We start from the raw sequence: 23,691 nt of genomic DNA on the forward strand, positions 1-23,691 counted from the left end.
TCGCCCTCAGAGCGGAATGTTGTCGTGCTTCTTCCACGGGGCTTCGACTTCCTTGTTGCGAAGGAGAGCCAATGCCCGCGCCACGCGCACTCGCGTCGAGTGCGGCATGATCACTTCGTCGATGTAGCCACGTTCGGCGGCGACGAAGGGATTGAGGAAGCGGTCTTCATAGGTCTTGGTATGGGCGGCGATCTTCTCCGCATCGCCGAGATCCTGGCGATGGATGATCTCGACCGCGCCCTTCGCGCCCATGACCGCGATTTCGGCGGTCGGCCAGGCGTAGTTCAGGTCACCGCGAATATGCTTCGACGACATGACGTCATAGGCGCCGCCATAGGCCTTGCGCGTGATGACGGTGATTTTCGGCACGGTCGCTTCGGTATAGGCGAAGAGAAGCTTCGCGCCGTGCTTGATGAGGCCGCCATATTCCTGCGCGGTGCCCGGAAGGAAGCCCGGCACGTCCACGAAGGTGACGATCGGAATATTGAAGCAGTCGCAGAAGCGCACGAAGCGCGCGGCCTTGCGGCTGGCGTCCGAGTCGAGCACGCCCGCGAGCACCATCGGCTGGTTCGCAACGATGCCGACGGTGCGGCCTTCGATGCGGGCAAAGCCGGTGATGATGTTCTTCGCGAAGCTTTCCTGAATCTCGAAGAAATCGCCCTCGTCCACGACCTTCAGGATCAGTTCCTTCATGTCATAGGGCATGTTCGGGTTCGCCGGGATCAGCGTGTCGAGCGACATCTCGATGCGCTTGGCGTCGTCGTAATAGGGACGCTCCGGCACGTCGTCGCGGTTCGACGAAGGCAGGAAGTCGATCAGGCGGCGGATCTGGCCGAGCGTGATGACGTCATTGTCCCAGGCGCCGTCGGCAACCGACGATTTGACCGTGTGGATCGACGCGCCGCCGAGCTGTTCGGAGGTGACGGTTTCGTTCGTCACCGTCTTCACGACGTCAGGGCCGGTCACGAACATGTAGGAGGTATCGCGGACCATGAAGATGAAGTCCGTCATGGCCGGCGAGTAGACGTCGCCGCCCGCGCACGGGCCCATGATGACGGAGATCTGCGGAATGACGCCCGAGGCGAGCACATTGCGCGTGAAGACTTCGCCATAGCCGCCAAGCGCGTCCACGCCTTCCTGGATGCGCGCGCCGCCCGCGTCGAAGAGGCCGATGATCGGCGCGCCGTTGCGCAGCGCCATGTCCTGGATCTTCGTCATCTTCTTCGCATGCGCCTTGGAGAGCGAGCCGCCGAAGACCGTGAAGTCCTTCACGAAGATATAGACGGGGCGACCGTTGACCGTGCCCCAGCCCGTTACGACGCCGTCGCCCGGAATCTTCTGCTTCTCCATGCCGAAGTCGTGGCAATCATGTTCGACGAACATGTCGAACTCCTCGAAGGAGCCCTCGTCGAGCAGCAGCTCGATGCGCTCGCGCGCCGTGAGCTTGCCGCGTGCATGCTGAGCGTCGATGCGCTTCTGGCCGCCGCCGAGCCTGGCAACGTTCCTGCGCTCTTCGAGCTGGCGAATAATCTCTTTCATTCCGACCCCTGAGACCTTGGGCCGGGACGATCCGGCCGGGCGTTTTCGAGATGGTGGATGACCGGCGCACGGGGCTCGAAACGGCCGCCGCCCGGCATCTTGCGAGGGCCTTGAATAGCACCCAAATCGAACGTTTGCCAATGGCTTGGCGGGCGTTTTGGAGCCCCGGTTTTACGTAGCGTCAGACGGAGGTCTGGCCCAGAAGCTCCAAAAAACGTGCCGTGTCCGCCAGTTCTTCGCGCCTTGTGGCGAGTCGAAGCGCCTCGTCTTCGTCCTCGCCGCAGAGTTCCGCCTGCCAGGTTTCGTCCACGTGAGAGGCGTCGAAAGCCTGCCCGACATCGAGCCTGCCCTTCAGAAGCGCGAGCCCGATAATGGCCGAGCCGGTCAGCGTCGTGGCGTTGTGGAGCGCCGCCAGCGAGAAGGAGCCGATCCCGGTCAGGGCGGAGCGGAGCGCGGCGAGCGCGTCCTCGTCCTGGGCGATATGGGTGAGCCCTTCCGTCACGCGCAGCCGGGCGCCGAAGGTTTCCGCCGCCCAGTCCACCAAAGGCTGCCAATAGGCAATATGGCGGCGGGCAAGTTCCGCCGGATTGTCCGCCCGGTAGCAGATGAGGTCGGTGCCGGCGAAGGCCATGATGTCGGCGATCACCTCATCCCGGCGCGGTTCGACCCGATCGATCGCCGTATTGGCGAGCTTGGTCAACCACATGGTGCGGGGGTCGATCTTCTCGCCCTGGCCCTCCCACTCGCCGGCCATGGCTTCCGCCAGTGCCAGCGTCGGAACCTTGAGTGGCGACCTGGCGGGCGTCTTCACGGCCCGCCCGTCGAGCAGCACCGTGAAGCCATCATCCAACGGCGCCGCCTTGGCTTCCTTGTAGAAGCGCTTGGGCAGCGGGCGGAAAGTATTGCGCCCCGGATGCTCGACCTGTTCGTCGAGCGCCCGGTTGCGCCCCAGCTCCGAGAAGAGCGGGCCAAAGATGGAATCGTCGTCACTCATATTCGTTACTTCGCTATCGCTTACTTGCCGAAGAGGCCGCCAATGCCCTCTCCGATGCCTTTGACCGCGCCGCCGACGCCCTCGGCCGCACCGCCGACCGCGCTGCCGACGCCCTTCACCGTGCCGCCTACGCCACCAGAGTCCTGAGCCGCCGCGGCAGCAAGCTTCGCGCAGCCGCCGGAACCCGCAGCGCCTTCATTTCCGCTGCTCATGAGCGGCAGGAGCGCGCCAACGCCACCGGTCAGCGCCACGCCGCCGACTGCCGTCGCCACACCCATGGCGGCGCCCGCCTTGTCGAGACCGGCCGAAGGCGCCGAAAGCGAACCCGATACGCGGATCGGGAAGGCGAGGCTCACGAGGCTCGGGTTCTTCGGTTTCGGCTTGAGCAGAAGGTCGATCTGCTCCGTACCCAGATTGATGGTGCCGCCGCCCGTGGTGATGAGGCTGTCGGTTTCGACCGCCAGCGCCCTGGATGTGCCGACGCCGCCCTGGAAGCTGAAGGCGCTCAAGGCGCATACGAGCTTGGCCTTATCGGTATTCGCACCGCTCGGAATGAGCGCCGTCGCCAGATCGCCGGAAACCGTTGCGAACATCTTGGAATTGACCGTGCCCTCGCCCGTCGCAAGGTTGGTCATGCCGTTGAGGCTCGCCGCAATGTCATGCAGCGACTTGCCGCGTCCATTGAGCTTCGCCGCGATGTCGGCCTTGACGGAAAGAAGGTCCGTCACGTCGAGGTCCTTGAAGAGCTGGCCGAGGTCGAGCGAGGTCGTGCGCGCATCGAGCGACACCGCGCGCGAGCCGCCATTGGCGGTCACGGCGGCGTTGATCGGTACGCCACGGTAAGCCGCGCTGAGCGGCGCATTAAGCTGCCCGTCCCTGAGCTTCACCGGCAGCTTCACATTGGTGAGTTCGACCTTGCCGAAGACAAGCGAGGCAATGCTGACCGTCACATCCGCATCGGCGGCACTGAGTTGGTCGAGCGGAAGCGGGTCACGGCTGAAGACAGGTCCGCCCTTCGTCTTGCTGCCGCCGTCACCTTTGGTAAATGGGGTGAGATCGAATTTCGGGCTCGCCAGAGCGCCGCTGATGCTGGGCTTCGCGCCGCCAAGCGCCAGCGTGAGGTCGCCCTTCGCGCTGGTTCCGGCCACCGTCACCGAAGCATCCTTCAGCGAAATGTCGCCCGCCGACTGAAACACATCGGAGTCGAAGGCAATGGTCGAGCCATTGACGTCGCCCTCGATCGTCGCATGAATGCCGCCGGCCTTCTGCGCGATGCTGACCTTCTGGAAGTCGGCCGTCGTCACCTTCTTCGTCTTGCCGTCGCGATAGGTGATCTTGAGGTTCGAGATGGCGACATTGGGCACACCCGCCAGCGCCGGGCCACCGCCCGCCTTGGGCGCGGCCTCTGCCGGCGCCGCGCCAAACTCCCAGTTGCCCTTACCGGTCTTGTCCGTTTCGACATAGATGTCGGCGCCGTCGAGTTCGACGGATTTCAGCGCCACCTGCCCCTTGAGCAGTGGCAGCACGTCGATCTTCAGGGCCAGCCGGTCCGCCTTCACCATCTCCGGCCGCGAGCCCCAATCTGCATTGGCGAAGCTCACCTTCTCCGCGATCAGCTCAGGTTGCAGCGAAATGCCGATATGCAGGCGCCCGTCGATCTTGAGGGCGCGGCCTGTCGCCTTTTGCGCGGCTGCCTCGATCTGCGGCGAGAAGCGCCCGAGATCGACGAAGCTCAGGCCGACAACACCGACGACCAGAACAATGATGACAAGAAGAAGCAACCGGCCGATGAATCTCATTTAACTGGCTCCCCGAATATTGGCACCGTCCAGATCGTCTCCAGCGCGGGATGAAGCTCCGCAAAATCCGAAAGGATTACGGAAGCTCCCGCCTGCGCCAGAACGTCCGTGTCATGATAGCCCCAATCGACGCCGAACGCATGCGTTCCTGCGGCGCGGGCCATATGAATATCGTATGACGTATCCCCCACCAGAACGGTATTGCGGGGGTCCGCACCCGCCTCCGCCATGGCGCGCTCCATCATCATGGGATGAGGCTTCGAGGGCGCATCGTCCGCCGTCTGAAGGGTGACAAAAAAGCGGGCGAGATCATGCTGTTCGAGCGCGAGCCGAAGCCCCTTCTGCGACTTGCCCGTGGCAATCCCTAGAAGAATATCATCCCGTTCAGCCAGACGCTCGATCGCCTCGCGGGCGCCGGGAAAAAGCGGCTCTGCGAGCTCGGGCCGCGCGCGCAGATGATGGAAGGCATCCTTGTAGCCCTCGGTCACGGCCTTGCGAAGCACCGGGTCCGTCTCCGGCAGAAGCGCCGCCAGCGCCTCGTCGAGCGACAGGCCGACAATGGACAAAACCTCCTCGCGCGGAAGCGGCTTGAGCCCATGCGCTTCAAAGGCATGGTTCATCGCTGCCACGATCATGTGCTGGCTATCGATCAGCGTGCCGTCGCAATCGAAAACGACGAGCCGCGTGCTCATGGCTCCAGCCCGTCAAAGGCGTGCTTCGCGTCGCGCTCCTCGAAGGCAAGCAGCTCCCATGTCTTCTTCATGTGAGGCGGCAGTTCCGCCTCCACAAAAAGGCGCTTGCCGCCATCGGGATGCGCGATGTCGAGCGAACGCGCATGAAGGTGAAGCTGGCGCGGAATTTCGCCACCCGGATGCGCATCGACACCGCCATATTTCCCGTCGCCGACAATGGGCGTTCCCATGGCGGCGGCATGAGCGCGGATCTGGTGCGTGCGCCCCGTCATCGGCATGAAGGCCACCCAGGCGAATTTCTGCGCCACCGTCGTTACCACCGAATAATGCGTGACGGCATTCTTCGCGTCCTCGTCGCCCTTCTCGGCGGCGAAAACGCGTTCGGCACGCGGCCCGCCCTGCTTCGCCAACGCAAGGTTGATCGTGCCCTGACGCGGGCTCGGCACGCCGACGACGAGCGCCCAGTAAATCTTCTGCGCGTCCTTCTGCTGAAAGGCGCGGGCAAGAGCCGTGGCCGCGCGGACATTCCGCGCCAGCACGATAACGCCCGAGGTGTCGCGGTCGAGGCGGTGAACGAGGCGCGGACGCTCCTTCGCCTCGAACATCAGCGCGTCAAGCATTCCATCGAGATGCCGCTCTGTCTTGGTGCCACCTTGCACGGCAAGCCCCGCCGGCTTGTTCAGCACGATCACCGACTTGTCCTTGTAGATGACGCAGGCGCGGATCATCTCCGCATCAGCCTCGCTCACCGGTTTTTCAACCTTGGGCGCGGGTTCCAGCGCCTCGCCGAGCGGCGGCACACGGACGATCTGACCGGCAGAGAGCCGCGCATTCGACTTCGCCTTGGCGCCGTCAACACGCACCTGCCCCGTGCGCAGCAGCTTTTCGAGACGGCCATGCGTCAGCGAAGGAAAGCGACGTTTGAACCAGCGGTCGAGGCGGATGCCATCCTCTTCCTCCGTCACGTCGAGTTGCGCGACAGCACTCATGAAAACACCGCCCTTACAGTCCAAAGTCCGAGAAAAAGCGCCAGGATCGATCCGCAGACCGACCCCGCCACATAAAGGCCAGCAAGGCCAAAATCGTTCCGCTCGATCATGTTGCCCGCATCGAGCGCGAAGGCCGAGAATGTCGTGAAGCCGCCGAGAATGCCCGTCATCATGAAGCTGCGCATTTCCTGCGGCGCGCTGAACTTCAGCTCGAAGCTCTCGGCAACCGCCCCCATGACGAAACAGCCGAGAATGTTGACGACGAAAATGCCCCAGGGAAAGCCGGTGCCGAGCGCTTTGCTCACCTCGATATTGAAAAGATAGCGCAGCACGGAACCAATGGCGCCGCCGACGGCGACGGCGAAAATGCTGTTCACTTCGACTTCTCCTGTCTCAGCCTTTGCCAATAGGCGAGGCGCTTGGAAATCTCGCGCTCAAAGCCACGTTCGAAGGGCTCATAGAACTGCTCGCGCTCCATCTCGTCGGGGAAATAGTCCTGCCCCGAAAACCCTTCCGGCGTATCGGGATCGTAGACATAGCCTTTGCCGTATCCGAGATCCTTCATCAATCGCGTCGGCGCATTGAGAATATGCGCGGGCGGATTGAGCGAGCCGGTTTCCTTGGCAGCGCGCTTCGCCGCGCCGAAAGCCGTATAGGCCGCATTCGATTTCGGCGCGGTGGCGAGATAGATCAGCGCCTGCGCGATGGCGAGTTCGCCTTCGGGCGAACCCAGAAAATCATAAGCCTCTTTCGCGGCAAGCGTCTGGTGCAGCGCTTCCGGGTCGGCGAGGCCGATATCTTCCACCGCCATGCGCACCATGCGCCGGCAGATATAAAGCGGGTCTTCGCCGCCCGCCAGCATACGCGCAAGCCAGTAGAGCGCCGCGTCGCAATCCGATCCGCGTACGGATTTATGAAGCGCGCTGACGAGATTGTAGTGCCCTTCCCGGCCCTTGTCGTAGAGCGGCGCGCGGCGCTGCACCGCGCCGATGAGGCCTGCCGTGTCGAGCGTCTGGTCGCCCGCCACCTCGAAGACTTCTTCGGCAAGACCCAGCATGTAGCGTCCATCGCCATCGGCCATGGCGCGCAGCGTGGCCCGCGCATCCTCGTCGAGCGGCAGCTTGCGGCCCACATAGGCCTCGGCGCGCCCAAGCAGCTTTTCGAGCGAGGCATCGTCGAGCCGGTTCAGCACCAGCACCTGCGCGCGAGAGAGAAGCGCGGCATTGAGTTCGAAGGACGGGTTTTCGGTCGTCGCACCGACCAGCGTGACCGTGCCGTCCTCCATCACCGGGAGGAAGCTGTCCTGCTGGGCACGGTTGAAGCGGTGTATCTCGTCGACGAAAAGCAGCGTGCCCTTGCCGACCGCGCGACGGCCCCGCGCCGCATCGAAGACCTTCTTGAGGTCCCCGACGCCGGAAAAGATCGCCGACATCGGCTCAAAATGAAGCCCCACCTTGTCAGCCAGCAGCCGGGCGATGGTCGTCTTGCCGGTGCCGGGCGGGCCCCAGAGGACGATCGACGACAGATGGCCCTTGGCGAGCATGCGCCCAAGCGGCCCCTTCGGCCCTATCAGATGGTCTTGACCGACCACCTCCTCGAGGGTCTTCGGACGCAGCCTGTCCGCCAGCGGACGCGGCGCGCCCTCATCCAGACCTGCGGCTTCGAAAAGATTGCTCATGGGCAGGGTTTAGCATGTTTCCCCTGCCCGCCGCATCATCCGCCGACGGTCGCCGTGAAGGTCTGATCGCCGCGCCGGATCGCGAAATCCCATTGCTCGCGGGTGCCGGCGGTCGCGCCCAGAAGCTCCTTGACCGCGCCGATCTTCACCTCGCCCACCTGGAGCACGATATCGCCAGGCTGAAACTGGAGCCGGTCGGCAGGCGTCCCGTTCTCGATCTTCAGGATCACGACGCCCTTCGCGGCCGGCGCGTCCATGCCCAGCTCATCCGCGATCGCCGGCGAGAGGTTGGCGACGGTGGCCCCCGTGAACGGGTTGCGCCCCTTGACGACTGTGCGGTCTGCGGCGGGCTTCTCCGGCGGCGCCTCGAGCGCCATCTGGGTCTCATAGCTGCGGCCATCGCGCTGATAGCGCACAGTCACCTTGCCATTGAGCCCCTTGGTGGCGAAGCGGTAGCGCACCGCCTGCGGGTCCTCGACATCATGATTGTCGACGGCCCGGATCACATCGCCATCCTTCAGCCCCGCGCGCGCCGCTGGGCCACCCGCAAAGACCTGCTGCACCAGCGCGCCGCCCGGTCGGTCGAGGCCAAGCGTCGAGGCGAGCTGCGCGTCTACCGCCTGGAGCTGCGCGCCCGTCCAGGGCCGCTTCACATGGCCGCCATTCCTCGCGCTATCGACGATGAGCCGGACCATGTTCGACGGGATCGCAAAGCCGATTCCGACACTGCCACCCGACTGCGAATAGATCGCGCTGTTGATGCCGATGAGCCTGCCATCCGTCGTCACCAACGCGCCGCCCGAATTGCCCGGATTGATCGCGGCATCCGTCTGGATGAAGAACTGATAATCCGAGACGCCGATATGCGTCCGCGCCAGCGCCGAGACGATGCCCGTCGTCACCGTCTGGCCGACACCGAAGGGATTGCCGAGCGCGAGCACGAGATCGCCCACTTCCACCGAATCCGAATCCTTGAACGCGAGGAATGGCAGCTTCTCGCCCTTGGTGTCGATCTTCAGCACGGCGAGATCGGTGCGCTCATCCGCGAGCACGACTTTCGCCTCATATTCACGCCTGTCGTTGAGCGCGACCTTGAACTGGTCGCCACCCTGAATGACGTGATTGTTGGTAACGATGAGGCCGCTCGCGTCGACGATCACGCCCGAGCCGAGCGACTGCTGCACGCGTTCTCGCGGCACGCCGAAGCTGAAGCGGTCGCCGAAAAAGCGCTGGAAGAACGGGTCGTTGAAGAGTGGCGACGGCGCCTGAGCCTGCACCACGCGCTTCGAATAGACGTTCACCACCGCCGGTGCGACACGCTTCACCACCGCCGAATAGGACAGCGTCACCTCGCTCGACGAGCCCGGCAGCGCACGCGTCTCCGCCTTCGCATCGCGCGGAAAGAAAACCAGCGTCAGGCTGAGCACCGCAGCGCCAAGCGCCATCGAGAGCCAACCGCCCACGGAAGATTGGGACATGAATTCAACCACCACCTGATACGCCCCCGGCCCGGAAGCGCCGCATCCATCCATGGATTTTGTTGAGCCATTGTGACTCTGGCAAGGCCGAACTATTCCGAACCCCGCGCCGAGACCGGGAACGCGCAAACAAAAAGGGCGGCCCGAAAGGCCGCCCTCGAATGTCGCTTGAAGCGCGATCGGCTTACGCCGTCGCCAGCGCTTCTTCCTCGTCACCCTCGACCAGCACCGGACCCGAATCCTGGCCCTTGGCGCTCTCGTCGCGGTCGACGAATTCGATGACCGCCATCGGGGCGTTGTCGCCGAAGCGGAAGCCCGCCTTCAGAACGCGGATATAGCCGCCCGGACGCTCCTGGTAGCGCGGTCCGAGAATGTCGAAGAGCTTCGCCGCCCACTTCTTGTCGGGCAGCTGCGCATAGGCCTGGCGGCGCGTATGCAGCGTGTCCGTCTTGCCGAGCGTGACGAGCTTCTCCACGTAGGGGCGCAGCTCCTTCGCCTTCGGCAGCGTCGTGACGATCTGCTCGTGCTTGATCAGCGCAACGGCCATGTTGGCGAGCATCGCCTTGCGGTGGCTCGCTGTCCTGTTGAGCTTGCGGCCGGAATTACCGTGACGCATGACCCCTTCTCCTTACATTCCTTGCGGCGTCTTCTGCGACGCGGCGTTCAAATATCAATACTGGTCTTCGTAGCGCTTCGCGAGTTCTTCGATGTTCTCCGGCGGCCAGTTCGGCACTTCCATGCCGAGGTGGAGACCCATCTGTGCGAGCACTTCCTTGATCTCGTTGAGCGACTTGCGTCCGAAGTTCGGCGTACGGAGCATTTCGGCTTCCGTCTTCTGGATGAGGTCGCCGATATAGACGATGTTGTCGTTCTTGAGGCAGTTGGCCGAGCGGACCGAGAGTTCCAGTTCGTCGACCTTCTTGAGCAGCGCCGCGTTGAATTCGAGTTCCGGGCGCGTCTCTTCGATGTGCTTCTGCTCCGGCTCTTCGAAGTTCACGAAAATCTGGAGCTGGTCTTGCAGGATTCGCGCGGCATAGGCAACCGCATCGTCCGGCGTCAGCGCGCCGTTCGTCTCGATCTGCATGGTGAGCTTGTCATAGTCGAGGATCTGCCCTTCGCGGGTGTTCTCGACCTTGTAGGAAACGCGCTTCACCGGGCTGTAGAGGCTGTCAACGGCGATGAGGCCGATCGGCGCGTCTTCCGGACGGTTGCGGTCCGACGAGACATAGCCCTTGCCGAGCGCGACCGTGAATTCCATGCGGATGTCGGCGCCCTGGTCCAGCGTGCAGAGCACGAGGTCCGGATTAAGCACTTCAATGTCCGCGCCCGTCGTGATGTCGCCGGCGGTGACGACGCCCGGGCCCTTCTTCGTCAGCGTCATGCGCTTCGGGCCTTCGGCGTGAAGGCGCAGCGCGAGCTGCTTGATGTTCAGAATGATGTCCGTGACGTCTTCACGAACGCCCGCGATCGACGAGAACTCATGCAGCACGCCGTCGATCTGCACGGCCGTCACGGCGGCGCCCTGGAGCGACGACATGAGGACGCGGCGCAGCGCGTTGCCGAGCGTCAGGCCGAAGCCGCGCTCAAGCGGCTCTGCGATGACAGTCGCAAAGCGGCCGGCGTCATGGCCCGGAACGATCTCGAGCTTGTTCGGCTTAATGAGCTCTTCCCAGTTCTTCTGGATCAATTTCAAAACCTCGTGCCGTTTACGGGCGCCAAACCGGCGCGCCGGGCGGGAGACATCCGCCACTTGGTCTCTTTAACGTCCGCCCCACCATTCAATCGTGCGGGCAGACGGACCAGAAAAGGTCGAGTATCGAACGCTGGTTACACGCGACGACGCTTGGGCGGGCGGCAGCCATTGTGCGGGATCGGCGTGACGTCGCGGATCGTCGTCACGGTGAAACCGACCGACTGCAGCGCGCGGAGAGCCGACTCACGGCCCGAACCCGGACCCGTCACCTCGACTTCGAGGGTACGCATGCCGTGCTCCATCGCCTTCTTGCCGGCGTCTTCGGCGGCCATCTGCGCGGCGAAGGGCGTCGACTTGCGGCTGCCCTTGAAGCCCATCATGCCGGCCGAGGACCAGGAGATCGTGTTGCCCTGCGCGTCGGTGATCGTGATCATCGTATTGTTGAACGACGAGTTCACATGCGCCACGCCGGACGAAATGTTCTTCCGTTCCTTGCGCCGAATACGGGTCTTTTCCTTAGCCATCGCTCTCAAACCTTGCCTGTCGCCCGAGCTCATGCCCCGGCGTAAAAATTACGTGGGGCTCTTACTTCTTCTTGCCGGCAATCGCCTTGGCCGGACCCTTGCGGGTGCGGGCGTTGGTGTGCGTCCGCTGACCATGAACCGGCAGGCCCTTGCGGTGGCGCAGACCGCGATAGCAGCCGAGATCCATGAGCCGCTTGATGTTCATCGCGACTTCGCGACGCAGGTCGCCTTCGACCAGGTAGTCGCGGTCAATCGTTTCACGGATCTGGATGACTTCGCTGTCGGTCAGCTGGTTCACGCGGCGCTCGGCCGGAATACCGACCTTCTCGCAGATCTCCTGCGCCTTGGCGTCGCCGATGCCATGGATATAGGTCAGCGCGATGAGCACCCGCTTGTTCGTCGGGATGTTGACACCAGCAATACGAGCCACTTCAATTCTCCTGCTCTCCGTATCGGCGCTCTAGCCCGATACAACCCTCATTCGGTACGGCGTCCCACCTGGTTCACCGCCACATGGGGAATCGCTCAAGACGGCGCCTACGTCAAAACCCGGTTGGAGCCTTCCGAAAACCCGCGGAAATCCGCCAATTTTCGGCCCATACCGGAATTTGCCCTGAAAGTGCCGTCGCGAAGGCCGGGATTATAGGATTTAACCCTTCCCAGTCAACCGCTTAAGCCAAGTCCCTTTTCAAGCTCCTAGTCCGAGGACCGCCTCGATCTGGCGGGTTACCTCGTCGATATCCTTCATTCCGTCCACGCCCCTCAGCGTGCCCTTCTGCTTGTAGTAGGCAACGAGGGGCGCCGTCTGCTCGTGGTAGACCTTGAGACGCTTCGCCAGCGCCTCGGCATTGTCGTCCGCGCGAGGGCCGCCAGCCGTCTGGGCGGCGCGGGTCTCGATACGGCCGAGCAAAATCTTGTCGTCGACTTCCAGCTCGACCACGGCGTCAAGCTTCGTGCCCTTGCTCTCGAGCATCTTGTCGAGCGCTTCGGCCTGGGCGACGTTCCGGGGGAAGCCGTCCAGGATATAGCCCTTTCGGGCATCCGGCTGGTCGATACGGTCGCTGATGATGCCGACCACCACCTCATCGGGGACCAGATCGCCGCGCGCCATGATGGCCTCGGCCTTCTTGCCTACCTCGGTGCCCGCCTTCACTGCCGCGCGAAGCATGTCGCCCGTCGAAAGCTGCACCAGACCGTAGGTCTCCTGCAGACGTTGAGCCTGCGTACCCTTACCGGCGCCGGGCGGCCCCAGAAGAATAAGCTTCATCGACGCGCTCCCCTCAGCTTCGACTTCTTGATCAGTCCTTCATACTGGTGCGCGAGCAGATGACTCTGGATCTGCGCCACAGTGTCCATGGTGACGCTCACCACGATCAGCAGCGAGGTGCCGCCGAAATAGAACGGCACCTTGTATTGCGAAATCAGGATCTCCGGCAGCAGACAGATCGCCGTCAGATAGGCCGCGCCGAGAACCGTCAGGCGGGTCAGTACGTAGTCGATATATTCCGCCGTACGCTGTCCCGGCCGGATGCCCGGAATGAAGCCGCCATACTTCTTCAGGTTGTCGGCCGTGTCCTTTGGATTGAACACAAGCGCCGTATAGAAGAAGGCAAAGAAGATGATGCCTGCGGCGTAGAACACCATGTAGAGCGGCTGGCCATGGCCGAGCAGCGCCGTCACGGTGTTGAGCCACTCAGGCCCCGCGCCCGCCGTAAAGTTGGCGATCGTGATCGGGAGAAGCAGCAGCGACGAGGCGAAGATCGGCGGAATGACGCCCGAGGTGTTCAGCTTCAGCGGAAGATGCGAGCTGTCGCCGCCGTAAATCTTGTTGCCGACCTGGCGCTTGGGATACTGCACGATCAGACGACGCTGCGCACGCTCGACGAAGACGATCGCCATGATCACGGCAACCACCATGACCGCGATGAACAGGATGATGCCGGCCGAAAGAGCGCCCGTGCGGCCCAGCTCAAGGGTCCCGGCGATCGCGTGCGGAAGCTGGGCCACGATACCCGCGAAGATGATCAGCGAAATGCCGTTGCCGACACCGCGCGAGGTGATCTGCTCGCCAAGCCACATCAGGAACATCGTGCCGCCGACCAGCGTGATCACGGTCGTCGCACGGAAGAAGATACCCGGATCGATGACGACATGTTGCGCGTTCTCAAGGCCGACAGCGATCGCATAGCCCTGAAAGGCAGCCAGGATCACGGTGCCGTAGCGCGTGTACTGATTGATCGTCTTGCGGCCCTGCTCGCCTTCCTTCTTCAACCCTTCGAGATGCTTCGAAACCGAAGTCATCAGCTGAAGGATGATGGAGGCGGAGATGTAGGGCATGATCGCGAGCGCGAAGATCGCCATGCGGCCGACGGCGCCACCCGCGAACATGTCGAAAATGCCGAGAATGCCCGATTGCTGCTGCTTGAACACCTGCGCCAGCGCCGCCGGGTCGATGCCGGGCAGCGGGATATAGGTACCAAGCCGGTAGACGATGAGCGCACCCAGGGTAAACCAGATGCGCTTCTTCAACTCGTCTGCCTTCGAGAAAGCGGCGAAGTTCAGGTTCGCCGCCAACTGTTCAGCCGCTGATGCCATCTCGTCCTACTCCGTGCATTGCGCGCTTGGCACAAGCGTGGCCAAAGTCTTCGCGGCCTTATTCAGCGGCCGCCGCCTTCGGTTCGATGACCGTGACAGAGCCACCGGCCTTTTCGACCGCAGCCTTGGCCGCTTCCGATGCGCCAGCGACTTCGAGAGCGAGCTTCGCTTTGAGCTCGCCACGGGCCAGGAGACGCACGCCATCTTTCGCACGGCGCAGAATGCCGACGCTCACCAGCGCCGCCACGTCAACCTTCGCACCGGCGGCAAACTTGCCGTCGTCGACGGCCTTCTGCAGCTGGTCCAGGTTGATGACGTTGTAGTCGAGACGGAACAGGTTCTTGAAGCCACGCTTCGGCAGACGCATGTGGATCGGCATCTGGCCGCCTTCGTAGCCTTTGATGGCCACGCCGGAACGGGAGGTCTGACCCTTGACACCACGGCCACCGGTCTTGCCCTTCGTCGAGCCGATACCACGGCCGACGCGGATGCGCGATTTGCGGGCGCCCTGATTGTCGCTGATCTTGTTGAGAGTCGTCATCTTAGCCTCGCAAGCCTCAAGCTTCGTCAACGATACGGACGAGATGGGCTACCTTGTTGATCATGCCACGCACAGCAGGCGTATCCTCGAGCGTGTTCGTCCGGCGCATCTTGTTAAGGCCGAGACCGATCAGCGTCTCACGCTGGCCGGGCTTCTTGCGAAGCGTGCTACCGGTCTGCTGGACGGTCACGGTTTTCTTGCCGTCTGTCTTCTTCGCCGACATGTCTCGGTTCCTCTAACTTGAAGTCTCTGGTTCCGCCCGGATTACTCGGACAGGGCCTCGCCCGCGCCATCCGCGCGGCGGCCGACGATATCGCTAACCTTCTTGCCGCGGCGCGCCGCGACCATACGGGGGCTCTGCTCATGCTTCAGCGCATCGAACGTCGCCCGTACCATGTTGTACGGGTTGGACGAGCCGAGCGACTTCGCAACGACGTCCTGCACACCCAGCGTCTCGAAGACGGCGCGCATCGGGCCGCCTGCGATGATGCCGGTACCGGCCGGAGCCGCGCGGAGCACGACGCGACCGGCGCCATGGCGACCGTCGATGTCGTGATGAAGCGTGCGCCCTTCGCGCAGCGGCACACGGATCATCGCGCGCTTCGCAGCCTCGGTCGCCTTGCGGATCGCTTCCGGAACTTCGCGCGCCTTGCCGTGACCAAAGCCGACGCGGCCCTTCTGGTCACCGACGACGACGAGCGCCGCAAAACCAAACCGCTTACCGCCCTTTACGACCTTCGCAACGCGGTTGATATGGACCAGCTTGTCCACGAACTCGCTGTCGCGCTCTTCCCGGTCCCGCTCTCGTGATCTTTCGCGTGCCACTGTCAAATCCTTTAGAAGTTGAGACCGCCTTCGCGGGCGCCGTCAGCGAGCGCCTTGATGCGCCCGTGGTAAATGTATCCGCCGCGATCGAAGACAACGTCTTTGACGCCCTTCTCGAGTGCGCGCTGCGCGACAAGCTTGCCGATCTCGGCCGCTCCGTCCACGTTGCCGCCCTTGCCGCCGAAGGTCTCTTCGAGCGTGGAGGCGGCCGCGAGCGTCACGCCCTGAACATCGTCGATGATCTGGGCGTAAATGTGCTTGGACGAACGGAAGACGGACAGGCGCGGACGCCCATTCGCAATCTTTGCGAGCTTCGTGCGGTTGCGCTGTGCCCGGCGCTGATGAAGATTCTTGGTCATAGCCATCCGCTCACTTCTTCTTGCCTTCCTTGCGGAAGATGAATTCGCCGGCGTACTTCACGCCCTTGCCCTTGTAGGGTTCGGGGCCGCGGTAGGCGCGGATTTCCGCGGCAACCTGGCCGACTTTCTGCTTGTCGATGCCGCTGATCGAGATCTCGGTCGGCTTCCCGATCTTGACTTCGATACCTTCCGGGATCGGGTAGATCACGTCATGGCTGAAGCCGAGGCTCAGCTGAACGTTCTTGCCCTGCAGAGCGGCGCGGTAACCCACGCCGTTGATCTCGAGGTTCGTCGTAAAGCCCTGCGTAACGCCGGTCACAAGGTTCTGCACGAGCGTGCGGGAAAGACCCCACATCGCGCGCGCCCGCTGCGTGTCATCGCGCGGCTTCACCGAAATGCCGTCGGCGCCCTGCTCAACCGTCACGTCGTCGACGAGCGTGAGCTTGAGTTCGCCCTTCGGGCCCTTCACGGCCACTTCCTGGCCGTTGATAGCCACGGTCACCCCTTGCGGGATTTCGATGGGCTTCTTACCAATTCGCGACATGGTCTTATCTTTCCCGTCGTCTGTGGAGCTGGCGGCGTCTTAGAAGACGCGGCACAGCACCTCGCCGCCTACATTCTTCTCACGTGCTGCCGCATCGGACATCACGCCCTTCGGGGTCGAAAGGATCGAGATGCCGAGCCCGTTGTGCACGCTCGGCACTTCCTTGACCGACGAGTAAACCCGGCGCCCTGGCGTCGACACGCGTTCGATCAACTGAATGACCGGCGCGCCCTCGTTGTACTTCAGTTCGATCTCGAACTCGCTCTTGCCGTTCGGATAGTCAACCTTGGCATAGCCACGGATGAAACCTTCATCCGCCAGAACGTCGAGCACCCAACCGCGGAGCTTGGAGGCAGGCGTCACCACCTTGCCCTTGCCGCGGAGCTGCGCGTTCCGAATGCGGGTGATCATATCGCCCAATGGATCAGTCATCGTCATACGCGCGTCTCCTTACCAGCTCGACTTGACCATGCCGGGGATCTGCCCGCGGGACGCGAGGTCCCGGAGGGCGATACGCGACATGCGCAGCTTGCGGTAATAGGACCGGCTACGGCCAGTGAGCTCGCAGCGGTTGTGAATACGGGTCTTGGACGAGTTGCGCGGCAGCTCATTGAGCTTCAGCTGCGCATTGAAACGCTCATCCACCGACAGCGACTGGTCGACCGTCATGGCCTTCAGCTTCGCCCGCTTGTTCGCGAACTTGGCCGCCAGCTTCCGCCGCTTCTGGTCTCTATTAATGGCGCTCTTCTTAGCCATCCAAACCTCCGTGGGGTTCACGTTCGTCGCGAACCACAGAAAACCTTACTTCGAGAACGGGAAGTTGAAGGCACGCAGCAGTTCGCGCGCTTCATCATCCGTCTTCGCCGTCGTGCAGACGATAATGTCCATGCCCCAGACCTGGTCGACCTTGTCATAGTCGATCTCCGGGAAAATGATGTGCTCTTTCAGACCCATGGCATAGTTACCACGGCCATCGAAGCTTTTCGCGTTGAGCCCGCGGAAGTCGCGGACGCGCGGGAGAGCGATCGTCACGAGACGGTCGAGGAACTCGTACATGCGGTCCTTGCGCAGCGTGACCTTCACGCCGATCGGCATGTTCTCGCGGACCTTGAAGGTCGCGATGGAGGTCTTCGCCTTGGTGATGACCGGCTTCTGGCCGGCAATCGCCTGCAGGTCGTCGTATGCGCTCTTGATCTTCTTGGAGTCGGCGACAGCTTCGCCAACGCCCATGTTGAGCACGATCTTGTCAAGCGCAGGCACCTGCAAGGTGTTCTGGTACTTGAACTTATCAAGGAGCGCCGGACGGATCTTTTCCAGATACTCCGTCTTCAGCCGCGGAATGTATGCTTCAGCCATCGATCGTCTCTCCCGACGCCTTCGCAAAGCGGACCTTGCGGCCGTCTTCGAGCGTCTTGAACCCAACTCGCGTCGGCTTGCCGGTCTTCGGATCCTCGATCGCGATGTTCGAGAGTTCGATTGCAGCTTCGCGCGCTACGATACCGCCCGTCGTCGTCTGCGACGGCTTCGTATGACGCTTCACAATATTCACGCCCTGAACGAGCGCGCGGTTTTCCTTCGGCAGAACGGACAGAACTGTGCCCTTCTTGCCCTTGTCCTTGCCAGTCAGGACGACGACCTTGTCGCCCTTTTTAATCTTCGCAGCCATCAAAGCACCTCCGGCGCGAGCGAAACGATCTTCATGTGGTTCTTCGCACGGAGCTCACGGGTAACCGGGCCGAAGATACGCGTGCCAACCGGCTCGCCCTGGTTATTGATGAGCACGGCGGCATTGCGATCAAAACGGATCACGCTGCCATCGGCGCGGCGGATGTCCTTCGCGGTGCGAACCACCACGGCCTTCATCACCTCGCCCTTCTTCACCTTGCCGCGCGGGATCGCTTCCTTGATGCTGACGACGATGATGTCGCCAACGGACGCGTACTTCCGCTTGGAACCGCCCAGAACCTTGATGCACATGACGCGGCGCGCACCAGAGTTGTCGGCGACGTCGAGGTTCGTCTCTTGCTGAATCATGACTTCATCCGCCTTGCTCGGAAGAGCCTGCACCCTCTATCGGGATCAGGCTTCGTCCGTAAATACTTCCCATTTCTTCAGCTTCGAGATCGGGCGGCATTCGCGGATCTTCACGATATCGCCAACCTTCACCGAGTTGCTCTCGTCATGCGCGTGGTACTTCTTCGAACGGCGCACGATCTTCCGGAGCACGGGATCGCTGAAGCGGCGTTCGACGTTGACCACCACGGTCTTGTTGTTCTTGTCGCTGACCACGACACCCTGCAGAATTCTCTTCGGCATTTGCTAGTCCTCAGCCCTTGACCTGCGCGGTGGCATGCTGCCGCTGGATCGTCTTGATGCGCGCGATATCGCGACGCACCTGCTTCTGACGCGAAGTCTTTTCCAGCTGTCCGCTCGCGCTCTGGAAGCGCAGGTTGAACTGCTCCTTCTTCAGCTTCAGGAGTTGGTCCTGCAGCTGATCCGGCGTCATATCTTTCACTTCGCTGGCCTTCATGGCCTCACCCTTTCGTTCTGACCGCGCTCGGCGGATTAATCGCCTTACGCGTGCTCGCCCGGGCGAGCCACGAACCTCGTTTTGATCGGCAGCTTCGCCGCGCCGAGGCGAAGCGCCTCCTCGGCAACCGCAAGCGGCACACCGTCGAGCTCGAACATGATCCGGCCCGGCTTCACGCGAGCCGCCCAGAATTCCGGCGAGCCCTTGCCCTTACCCATTCGAACTTCGGTCGGCTTCGCCGAAACCGGAACGTCCGGGAAAATGCGGATCCACACGCGGCCTGCGCGCTTCATGTGGCGGGTGATCGCGCGGCGGGCCGCCTCGATCTGCCGCGCCGTCACGCGAGCGGGCTCCTGGGCCTTGAGGCCAAAGGCCCCAAAGTCGAGGTTCGTGCCACCCTTGGCATTGCCATGGATGCGGCCCTTATGAGCCTTGCGGAACTTAGTGCGCTTCGGTTGCAACATGGTCGAAACTCTCTTCGCTCAAATCTTCAGGCGCTCAAGCGCGCTCTTCGCGGCGCGGACGACCGCCGCCCGTGTCGGCGCCGCCTTCAAGCGCGCGACGCTCGGAGGCCATCGGGTCGTGCTCAAGGATCTCGCCCTTGAAAATCCAGACCTTCACGCCGCAGGTGCCGTAGGCCGTCTTCGCCGTCGCGACACCGTAGTCGATGTCGGCGCGCAGCGTGTGCAGCGGAACGCGTCCCTCGCGATACCACTCGGTACGCGCGATTTCGGCACCACCGAGGCGGCCGGCGCAGTTGATACGGATGCCACCGGCACCCAGGCGCATCGCCGACTGCACCGCGCGCTTCATCGCGCGGCGGAACGCAACGCGGCGCTCCAGCTGCTGGGCAATGTTCTCGGCGACGAGCGTCGCGTCGATCTCGGGCTTACGCACTTCAACGATGTTGAGGTGCACTTCCGAAGCCGTGACCTTGCCGATGTCCTTGCGGAGCTTCTCGATGTCGGCGCCCTTCTTGCCGATGACGACGCCGGGGCGCGCGGTGTGGATCGTCACGCGGCACTTCTTGTGCGGACGCTCGATCACGATCTTCGAGATGCCGGCCTGCTTCAGCGTCTTGCCGAGGTATTCGCGGATCTTGATATCTTCGTGCAGCAGCTTGCCATACTCATGGCGACCCGCGAACCAGCGCGAATCCCAGGTGCGGTTGACGCCAAGCCGCAGTCCGATCGGATTGACTTTGTGACCCATCAGGCCTGCTCCTCGACTTGCCGTACGACAATGGTGATCTGGCTGAACGGCTTTTCAATCCGGCCGACGCGACCACGCGCACGCGCGTGCCAGCGCTTCATCACCAGGTTCTTGCCCACATAGGCCTCGGCGACGACGAGATCGTCGACTTCGAGGTTGTGGTTGTTCTCAGCGTTCGCGATCGCGCTCTGCAGCACCTTCTTCACATCGCGCGCAACGCGCTTGTTCGAGAAGGTGAGATCGGCGAGCGCGCTGTCCGCCTTCTTGCCGCGAATGAGCTGCGCGACGAGATTGAGCTTCTGGGGGCTCACCCGGATCATCCGGCCGACAGCCTTTGCTTCGTTGTCGGCGAGCGCCCGCTTGTTTGCTGGTTTGCCCATGACTTAGCCCTTCTTGGCTTTCTTGTCAGCCGAGTGGCTGAAGAACGTGCGTGTCGGCGCGAACTCGCCGAGCTTGTGCCCGACCATGTCCTCGGTGACGAGCACCGGGATATGCTTCTTGCCGTTATGGACCGCGAAGGTCAGGCCGACGAACTGCGGCAGGATCGTGGAGCGACGGCTCCACGTCTTGATCACATCTTTGCGGGCCGATGTACGCGAGGTTTCTGCCTTCTTGAGAAGGTAGCCATCGACGAAGGGGCCTTTTTTTACGGAACGTGCCATGTCGAGTGTCCTCAACCCTTCTTCTTGTGACGGCTGCGCAGGATGAACTTATCCGTCGCCTTGTTCTGCCGCGTCTTCTTGCCCTTGGTCGGCTTGCCCCACGGCGTGACCGGATGACGGCCACCGGAAGTGCGGCCTTCGCCGCCGCCGTGCGGATGGTCGACCGGGTTCATGGCGACGCCACGAACCGTCGGGCGCTTGCCGAGCCAGCGATTACGGCCGGCCTTGGCGATGGTGATGTTGCCGTGGTCCGGGTTCGACACGGCGCCGATCGACGCCATGCACTCACCGCGAACCATGCGCTGCTCGCCCGACGACAGACGCAGAAGCGCGTAGCCCTGGTCGCGGCCGATGAGCTGAACATAGGTGCCAGCCGAACGAGCGATCTGACCGCCCTTGCCCGGCTTCAGTTCCACGTTGTGGACAATCGTGCCGACCGGGATCGACGAAAGCGGCATCGCATTGCCCGGCTTCACGTCGACGCGTTCGCCGGCGACAACCGAGTCACCGACCGCGAGACGCTGCGGCGCCAGGATGTAAGCCAGCTCGCCATCCGCGTATTTGATCAGCGCGATGAACGATGTGCGGTTCGGATCGTATTCGAGCCGCTCAACAGTCGCCGGCTGATCGAACTTCCGACGCTTGAAGTCGATGATGCGGTAGCTGCGCTTATGCCCGCCGCCCCGATCGAACGAGGTGATACGGCCATGGTTGTTGCGACCACCCGACTTCGTCAGACCATGGGTCAGGCCCTTCACGGGCTTGCCCTTGTAGAGGCCCGACCGGTCGACCAGCACAAGGCCGCGCTGTGCGGGGCTTGTCGGTTTATATTTCTTCAGTGCCATCGGTACGAGCTCTCTTTAGAGACCAGTCGTCACGTCGATCGAGTAGCCCTCTTCGAGGGTCACGATCGCTTTCTTGAAATCGCTCTGCTTGCCAGCGAAGCCGCGGAAGCGCTTCGTCTTGCCCTTGCGGAGCAGCGTGTTTACCGCCTTGACCTTGACGCCGAAGAGCTTCTCGACGGCTTCCTTGATCTGCGGTTTCGTCGCGGGGCGGGCAACCTTGAAGATGACCTGGTTCCATTCGGAAGCCATGGTCGCCTTTTCGGTGATCACCGGCGAAACGATGATGTCGTAAATGCGCTCGTTCGTCGTCATTTGAACCGGGCCTCCAGGCTCTCGACCGCAGCCTTGGTCAACACCAGCTTCTCGCGGCGCAGAATGTCGTACACGTTGATGCCCTGCACCGGCAGCACATCCACATTCGGGATGTTGCGCGCGGCGAGCGCGAAGTTCTCGTTGACCTCGGCGCCGTCGATGAACAGGACCGACTTCAGGCCGAGCTTCGCGAAGGCATCCTTGAGCGCCTTCGTCTTCGGCGCCTCGACCTTCGTGTCTTCGAGGATCACGAGGTTGTCAGACTTCACCTTCGACGACAGCGCATGGCGCAGCGCGAGAGCGCGAACCTTCTTCGGCAGATCGATCGCGTGGCTGCGAACGACCGGACCGAACGCCTTGCCGCCGCCGCGGAACTGCGGAGCCTTGCGATCGCCATGACGGGCGCCGCCAGAACCCTTCTGCTTCACGAACTTCTTGCCCGTGAGCGAGATTTCCGAACGGCCTTTCGTCTTGTGCGTGCCGGCCTGACGCTTGGCGAGCTGGTAGTTCACCATGCGATGCAGGAGATCCTGGCGCGGTTCGAGCCCGAAAACCTCATCGGAGAGCTCGACCGTACCGGCCTTGCCTGCGGCGAGAGTGGTTACATCGGCCTTCATCACGCACCTTCCTTCTGGGCAGCGGCTTCACCGCCGGCGCGACGGAACGCACCAGGGGTCGGAACGCTGTCCGGCAGCTTCGACTTCACGGCGTCGCGGACCAGCACATAGCCGCCCTTGGAGCCCGGAACGGCACCCTTCACCATGATCAGGCCGCGCTCGACATCCGTGCGGACGACTTCGAGATTCTGCGTCGTCACACGCTCGGCGCCGAGATGGCCGGCCATCTTCTTGCCCTTGAACACCTTGCCCGGATCCTGACGCTGACCGGTCGAACCGTGGCTACGATGGCTGACGGACACGCCGTGCGTCGCGCGAAGACCACCGAAGTTGTGGCGCTTCATGACACCGGCAAAGCCCTTACCGATCGAGGTGCCGCTGACGTCCACGTACTGACCTTCGACGAAATGATCCGCCGTGATCTCCACGCCGACATCGAGCAGGTTTTCCGGGCTGACCCGGAACTCGACCAGCTTCAGCTTCGGCTCCACCTCGGCGCGCGAGAACTGGCCACGCTGAGCGTTTGCCACGTTCTTCACCTTCGCCAGGCCGGTGCCGAGCTGCACTGCCGTATAGCCGTTCTTTTCGTCGGTGCGCTGGCTGACAACCTGAAGGTTGTCCAGCTTCAACACCGTGACCGGCACATGACGTCCGTCTTCCATGAACAGACGGGTCATTCCGACCTTTTTGACAATAACTCCGGAACGCATGGTCCCATTCCTCGTTCTAATCGGCGGTCAGGCTCTAAAGCCCGCTGCTTTCAGCTCAGAGCTTGATCTCGACGTCCACACCGGCGGCCAGATCGAGCTTCATCAGCGCGTCAACCGTCTGCGGCGTGGGGTCCACGATGTCGAGCACACGCTTGTGCGTCCGAATTTCAAACTGCTCGCGGCTCTTCTTGTCGATATGCGGACCACGAAGCACGGTGAACTTTTCAAGCCGCGTGGGCAGCGGAATCGGGCCCAGCACCTGAGCGCCGGTGCGCTTCGCCGTGTTGACGATCTCTCGCGTCGACACATCGAGTACTCGATGATCGAAGCCTTTCAACCGGATGCGAATCTTCTGCCTTTGCATTTTCGTCCTCGTGCCTGTCGGCCGAATTAAGCGGGGCGCGGGCCTTTCCGCGCCCCGTAGCTATTACTTCAACACCTTCGAGACGACGCCGGCGCCGACGGTACGGCCGCCTTCACGGATAGCGAAGCGGAGCTTCTCTTCCATGGCGATCGGCGCGATCAGCGTCACGTTCATCTTCACGTTGTCGCC

35 protein-coding genes and 1 pseudogene are annotated in these 23,691 nt (G+C 62.7%); all 36 read right to left on the bottom strand.

The window, feature by feature from the left end; genetic code table 11:
- Window positions 1-6: 6 nt before the first annotated feature.
- On the bottom strand, window positions 7-1,539 hold the full coding sequence (locus ABFC66_RS17240) for an acyl-CoA carboxylase subunit beta (protein ID WP_346742210.1): 1,533 nt from the start codon (window positions 1,537-1,539) through the stop codon (window positions 7-9).
- A 181-nt stretch (window positions 1,540-1,720) separates the two neighbouring features.
- Window positions 1,721-2,533 carry an ATP12 family protein gene (locus tag ABFC66_RS17245; protein ID WP_346742211.1) on the bottom strand — a complete coding sequence of 271 codons (813 nt, stop codon included), beginning with the start codon at window positions 2,531-2,533 and terminating at the stop codon, window positions 1,721-1,723.
- A 20-nt stretch (window positions 2,534-2,553) separates the two neighbouring features.
- Window positions 2,554-4,332 carry an AsmA family protein gene (locus ABFC66_RS17250; RefSeq protein WP_346742212.1) on the bottom strand — a complete coding sequence of 593 codons (1,779 nt, stop codon included), beginning with the start codon at window positions 4,330-4,332 and terminating at the stop codon, window positions 2,554-2,556.
- Window positions 4,329-5,024, bottom strand: coding sequence for an HAD family hydrolase (locus ABFC66_RS17255; protein WP_346742213.1), 696 nt, complete (start codon window positions 5,022-5,024; stop codon window positions 4,329-4,331). Before ABFC66_RS17255 ends, ABFC66_RS17250 begins: the two co-directional genes overlap by 4 nt.
- On the bottom strand, window positions 5,021-6,013 hold the full coding sequence (locus ABFC66_RS17260; protein ID WP_346742214.1) for an RluA family pseudouridine synthase: 993 nt from the start codon (window positions 6,011-6,013) through the stop codon (window positions 5,021-5,023). Before ABFC66_RS17260 ends, ABFC66_RS17255 begins: the two co-directional genes overlap by 4 nt.
- Entirely contained in the window at window positions 6,010-6,390 is a 381-nt protein-coding gene (gene crcB, locus ABFC66_RS17265; protein ID WP_346742215.1) for a fluoride efflux transporter CrcB, read from the bottom strand. Before crcB ends, ABFC66_RS17260 begins: the two co-directional genes overlap by 4 nt.
- Window positions 6,387-7,691: a replication-associated recombination protein A gene (locus tag ABFC66_RS17270; protein ID WP_346742216.1), complete on the bottom strand. Its 1,305-nt coding sequence runs from the start codon at window positions 7,689-7,691 to the stop codon at window positions 6,387-6,389. The genes crcB and ABFC66_RS17270 overlap by 4 nt, the downstream gene beginning before the upstream one ends.
- A gap of 35 nt (window positions 7,692-7,726) precedes the next feature.
- Window positions 7,727-9,169, bottom strand: a complete 1,443-nt coding sequence (locus ABFC66_RS17275) for a DegQ family serine endoprotease (protein ID WP_346742217.1) — start codon at window positions 9,167-9,169, stop codon at window positions 7,727-7,729.
- Window positions 9,170-9,353: 184 nt separating this feature from the next.
- On the bottom strand, window positions 9,354-9,785 hold the full coding sequence (gene rplQ, locus ABFC66_RS17280; RefSeq protein ID WP_346742218.1) for a 50S ribosomal protein L17: 432 nt from the start codon (window positions 9,783-9,785) through the stop codon (window positions 9,354-9,356).
- Between the two features lie 54 nt (window positions 9,786-9,839).
- Window positions 9,840-10,856 carry a DNA-directed RNA polymerase subunit alpha gene (locus ABFC66_RS17285; RefSeq protein ID WP_346742219.1) on the bottom strand — a complete coding sequence of 339 codons (1,017 nt, stop codon included), beginning with the start codon at window positions 10,854-10,856 and terminating at the stop codon, window positions 9,840-9,842.
- A 140-nt stretch (window positions 10,857-10,996) separates the two neighbouring features.
- On the bottom strand, window positions 10,997-11,386 hold the full coding sequence (gene rpsK / locus ABFC66_RS17290) for a 30S ribosomal protein S11 (RefSeq protein ID WP_152216135.1): 390 nt from the start codon (window positions 11,384-11,386) through the stop codon (window positions 10,997-10,999).
- Window positions 11,387-11,447: 61 nt separating this feature from the next.
- A complete protein-coding gene (rpsM, locus tag ABFC66_RS17295; protein WP_346742220.1) occupies window positions 11,448-11,816 on the bottom strand; it encodes a 30S ribosomal protein S13 in 369 nt (122 codons plus the stop codon).
- 258 nt (window positions 11,817-12,074) lie between these two features.
- Window positions 12,075-12,653, bottom strand: a complete 579-nt coding sequence (locus ABFC66_RS17300; protein ID WP_346742221.1) for an adenylate kinase — start codon at window positions 12,651-12,653, stop codon at window positions 12,075-12,077.
- Window positions 12,650-13,981 carry a preprotein translocase subunit SecY gene (gene secY, locus ABFC66_RS17305; protein ID WP_346742222.1) on the bottom strand — a complete coding sequence of 444 codons (1,332 nt, stop codon included), beginning with the start codon at window positions 13,979-13,981 and terminating at the stop codon, window positions 12,650-12,652. Before secY ends, ABFC66_RS17300 begins: the two co-directional genes overlap by 4 nt.
- Window positions 13,982-14,039: 58 nt before the next feature.
- Window positions 14,040-14,522, bottom strand: a complete 483-nt coding sequence (gene rplO, locus ABFC66_RS17310; protein ID WP_346742223.1) for a 50S ribosomal protein L15 — start codon at window positions 14,520-14,522, stop codon at window positions 14,040-14,042.
- A 16-nt stretch (window positions 14,523-14,538) separates the two neighbouring features.
- Complete coding sequence (gene rpmD / locus ABFC66_RS17315) at window positions 14,539-14,745, bottom strand: 50S ribosomal protein L30 (RefSeq protein WP_346742224.1); 207 nt, start codon at window positions 14,743-14,745, stop codon at window positions 14,539-14,541.
- A gap of 41 nt (window positions 14,746-14,786) precedes the next feature.
- A complete protein-coding gene (rpsE, locus tag ABFC66_RS17320; RefSeq protein ID WP_346742225.1) occupies window positions 14,787-15,347 on the bottom strand; it encodes a 30S ribosomal protein S5 in 561 nt (186 codons plus the stop codon).
- Between the two features lie 11 nt (window positions 15,348-15,358).
- Window positions 15,359-15,712, bottom strand: a complete 354-nt coding sequence (rplR, locus tag ABFC66_RS17325) for a 50S ribosomal protein L18 (protein WP_346742226.1) — start codon at window positions 15,710-15,712, stop codon at window positions 15,359-15,361.
- A gap of 4 nt (window positions 15,713-15,716) precedes the next feature.
- The gene (gene rplF, locus ABFC66_RS17330) at window positions 15,717-16,250 is read right to left on the bottom strand and encodes a 50S ribosomal protein L6 (protein ID WP_346742227.1); all 534 of its coding nucleotides are present in this window, start codon (window positions 16,248-16,250) and stop codon (window positions 15,717-15,719) included.
- A 39-nt stretch (window positions 16,251-16,289) separates the two neighbouring features.
- On the bottom strand, window positions 16,290-16,688 hold the full coding sequence (rpsH, locus tag ABFC66_RS17335) for a 30S ribosomal protein S8 (RefSeq protein WP_346742228.1): 399 nt from the start codon (window positions 16,686-16,688) through the stop codon (window positions 16,290-16,292).
- A gap of 12 nt (window positions 16,689-16,700) precedes the next feature.
- Window positions 16,701-17,006 carry a 30S ribosomal protein S14 gene (rpsN, locus tag ABFC66_RS17340; protein WP_346742229.1) on the bottom strand — a complete coding sequence of 102 codons (306 nt, stop codon included), beginning with the start codon at window positions 17,004-17,006 and terminating at the stop codon, window positions 16,701-16,703.
- A 45-nt stretch (window positions 17,007-17,051) separates the two neighbouring features.
- Window positions 17,052-17,606 carry a 50S ribosomal protein L5 gene (rplE, locus tag ABFC66_RS17345; protein ID WP_346742230.1) on the bottom strand — a complete coding sequence of 185 codons (555 nt, stop codon included), beginning with the start codon at window positions 17,604-17,606 and terminating at the stop codon, window positions 17,052-17,054.
- Window positions 17,599-17,916: a 50S ribosomal protein L24 gene (gene rplX, locus ABFC66_RS17350; RefSeq protein WP_346742231.1), complete on the bottom strand. Its 318-nt coding sequence runs from the start codon at window positions 17,914-17,916 to the stop codon at window positions 17,599-17,601. The genes rplE and rplX overlap by 8 nt, the downstream gene beginning before the upstream one ends.
- Window positions 17,916-18,284, bottom strand: coding sequence for a 50S ribosomal protein L14 (gene rplN / locus ABFC66_RS17355; RefSeq protein WP_325405835.1), 369 nt, complete (start codon window positions 18,282-18,284; stop codon window positions 17,916-17,918). Before rplN ends, rplX begins: the two co-directional genes overlap by 1 nt.
- A gap of 45 nt (window positions 18,285-18,329) precedes the next feature.
- Window positions 18,330-18,566: a 30S ribosomal protein S17 gene (gene rpsQ / locus ABFC66_RS17360; RefSeq protein ID WP_152216149.1), complete on the bottom strand. Its 237-nt coding sequence runs from the start codon at window positions 18,564-18,566 to the stop codon at window positions 18,330-18,332.
- A 10-nt stretch (window positions 18,567-18,576) separates the two neighbouring features.
- Window positions 18,577-18,780, bottom strand: a complete 204-nt coding sequence (rpmC, locus tag ABFC66_RS17365) for a 50S ribosomal protein L29 (protein WP_346742232.1) — start codon at window positions 18,778-18,780, stop codon at window positions 18,577-18,579.
- 44 nt (window positions 18,781-18,824) lie between these two features.
- Entirely contained in the window at window positions 18,825-19,244 is a 420-nt protein-coding gene (gene rplP, locus ABFC66_RS17370; RefSeq protein WP_346742233.1) for a 50S ribosomal protein L16, read from the bottom strand.
- 34 nt (window positions 19,245-19,278) lie between these two features.
- On the bottom strand, window positions 19,279-19,992 hold the full coding sequence (gene rpsC, locus ABFC66_RS17375) for a 30S ribosomal protein S3 (protein ID WP_346742234.1): 714 nt from the start codon (window positions 19,990-19,992) through the stop codon (window positions 19,279-19,281).
- The gene (rplV, locus tag ABFC66_RS17380) at window positions 19,992-20,372 is read right to left on the bottom strand and encodes a 50S ribosomal protein L22 (RefSeq protein ID WP_346742235.1); all 381 of its coding nucleotides are present in this window, start codon (window positions 20,370-20,372) and stop codon (window positions 19,992-19,994) included. The genes rpsC and rplV overlap by 1 nt, the downstream gene beginning before the upstream one ends.
- Window positions 20,373-20,375: 3 nt before the next feature.
- Window positions 20,376-20,654: a 30S ribosomal protein S19 gene (gene rpsS / locus ABFC66_RS17385; protein ID WP_152216154.1), complete on the bottom strand. Its 279-nt coding sequence runs from the start codon at window positions 20,652-20,654 to the stop codon at window positions 20,376-20,378.
- Between the two features lie 11 nt (window positions 20,655-20,665).
- Window positions 20,666-21,499, bottom strand: a complete 834-nt coding sequence (gene rplB, locus ABFC66_RS17390) for a 50S ribosomal protein L2 (protein WP_346742236.1) — start codon at window positions 21,497-21,499, stop codon at window positions 20,666-20,668.
- 15 nt (window positions 21,500-21,514) lie between these two features.
- On the bottom strand, window positions 21,515-21,811 hold the full coding sequence (locus ABFC66_RS17395; RefSeq protein WP_346742237.1) for a 50S ribosomal protein L23: 297 nt from the start codon (window positions 21,809-21,811) through the stop codon (window positions 21,515-21,517).
- Window positions 21,808-22,428, bottom strand: a complete 621-nt coding sequence (rplD, locus tag ABFC66_RS17400; protein WP_346742238.1) for a 50S ribosomal protein L4 — start codon at window positions 22,426-22,428, stop codon at window positions 21,808-21,810. Before rplD ends, ABFC66_RS17395 begins: the two co-directional genes overlap by 4 nt.
- The gene (gene rplC / locus ABFC66_RS17405; RefSeq protein WP_346742239.1) at window positions 22,428-23,138 is read right to left on the bottom strand and encodes a 50S ribosomal protein L3; all 711 of its coding nucleotides are present in this window, start codon (window positions 23,136-23,138) and stop codon (window positions 22,428-22,430) included. Before rplC ends, rplD begins: the two co-directional genes overlap by 1 nt.
- Before the next feature lie 55 nt (window positions 23,139-23,193).
- The gene (rpsJ, locus tag ABFC66_RS17410; RefSeq protein WP_012111657.1) at window positions 23,194-23,502 is read right to left on the bottom strand and encodes a 30S ribosomal protein S10; all 309 of its coding nucleotides are present in this window, start codon (window positions 23,500-23,502) and stop codon (window positions 23,194-23,196) included.
- A 63-nt stretch (window positions 23,503-23,565) separates the two neighbouring features.
- Window positions 23,566-23,691 (bottom strand): annotated as a pseudogene (gene tuf, locus ABFC66_RS17415) (elongation factor Tu); the annotation flags it as partial.

It is taken from the genome of Parvibaculum sp., from assembly GCF_039680535.1.
Classification (GTDB): Bacteria; Pseudomonadota; Alphaproteobacteria; order Parvibaculales; family Parvibaculaceae; genus Parvibaculum.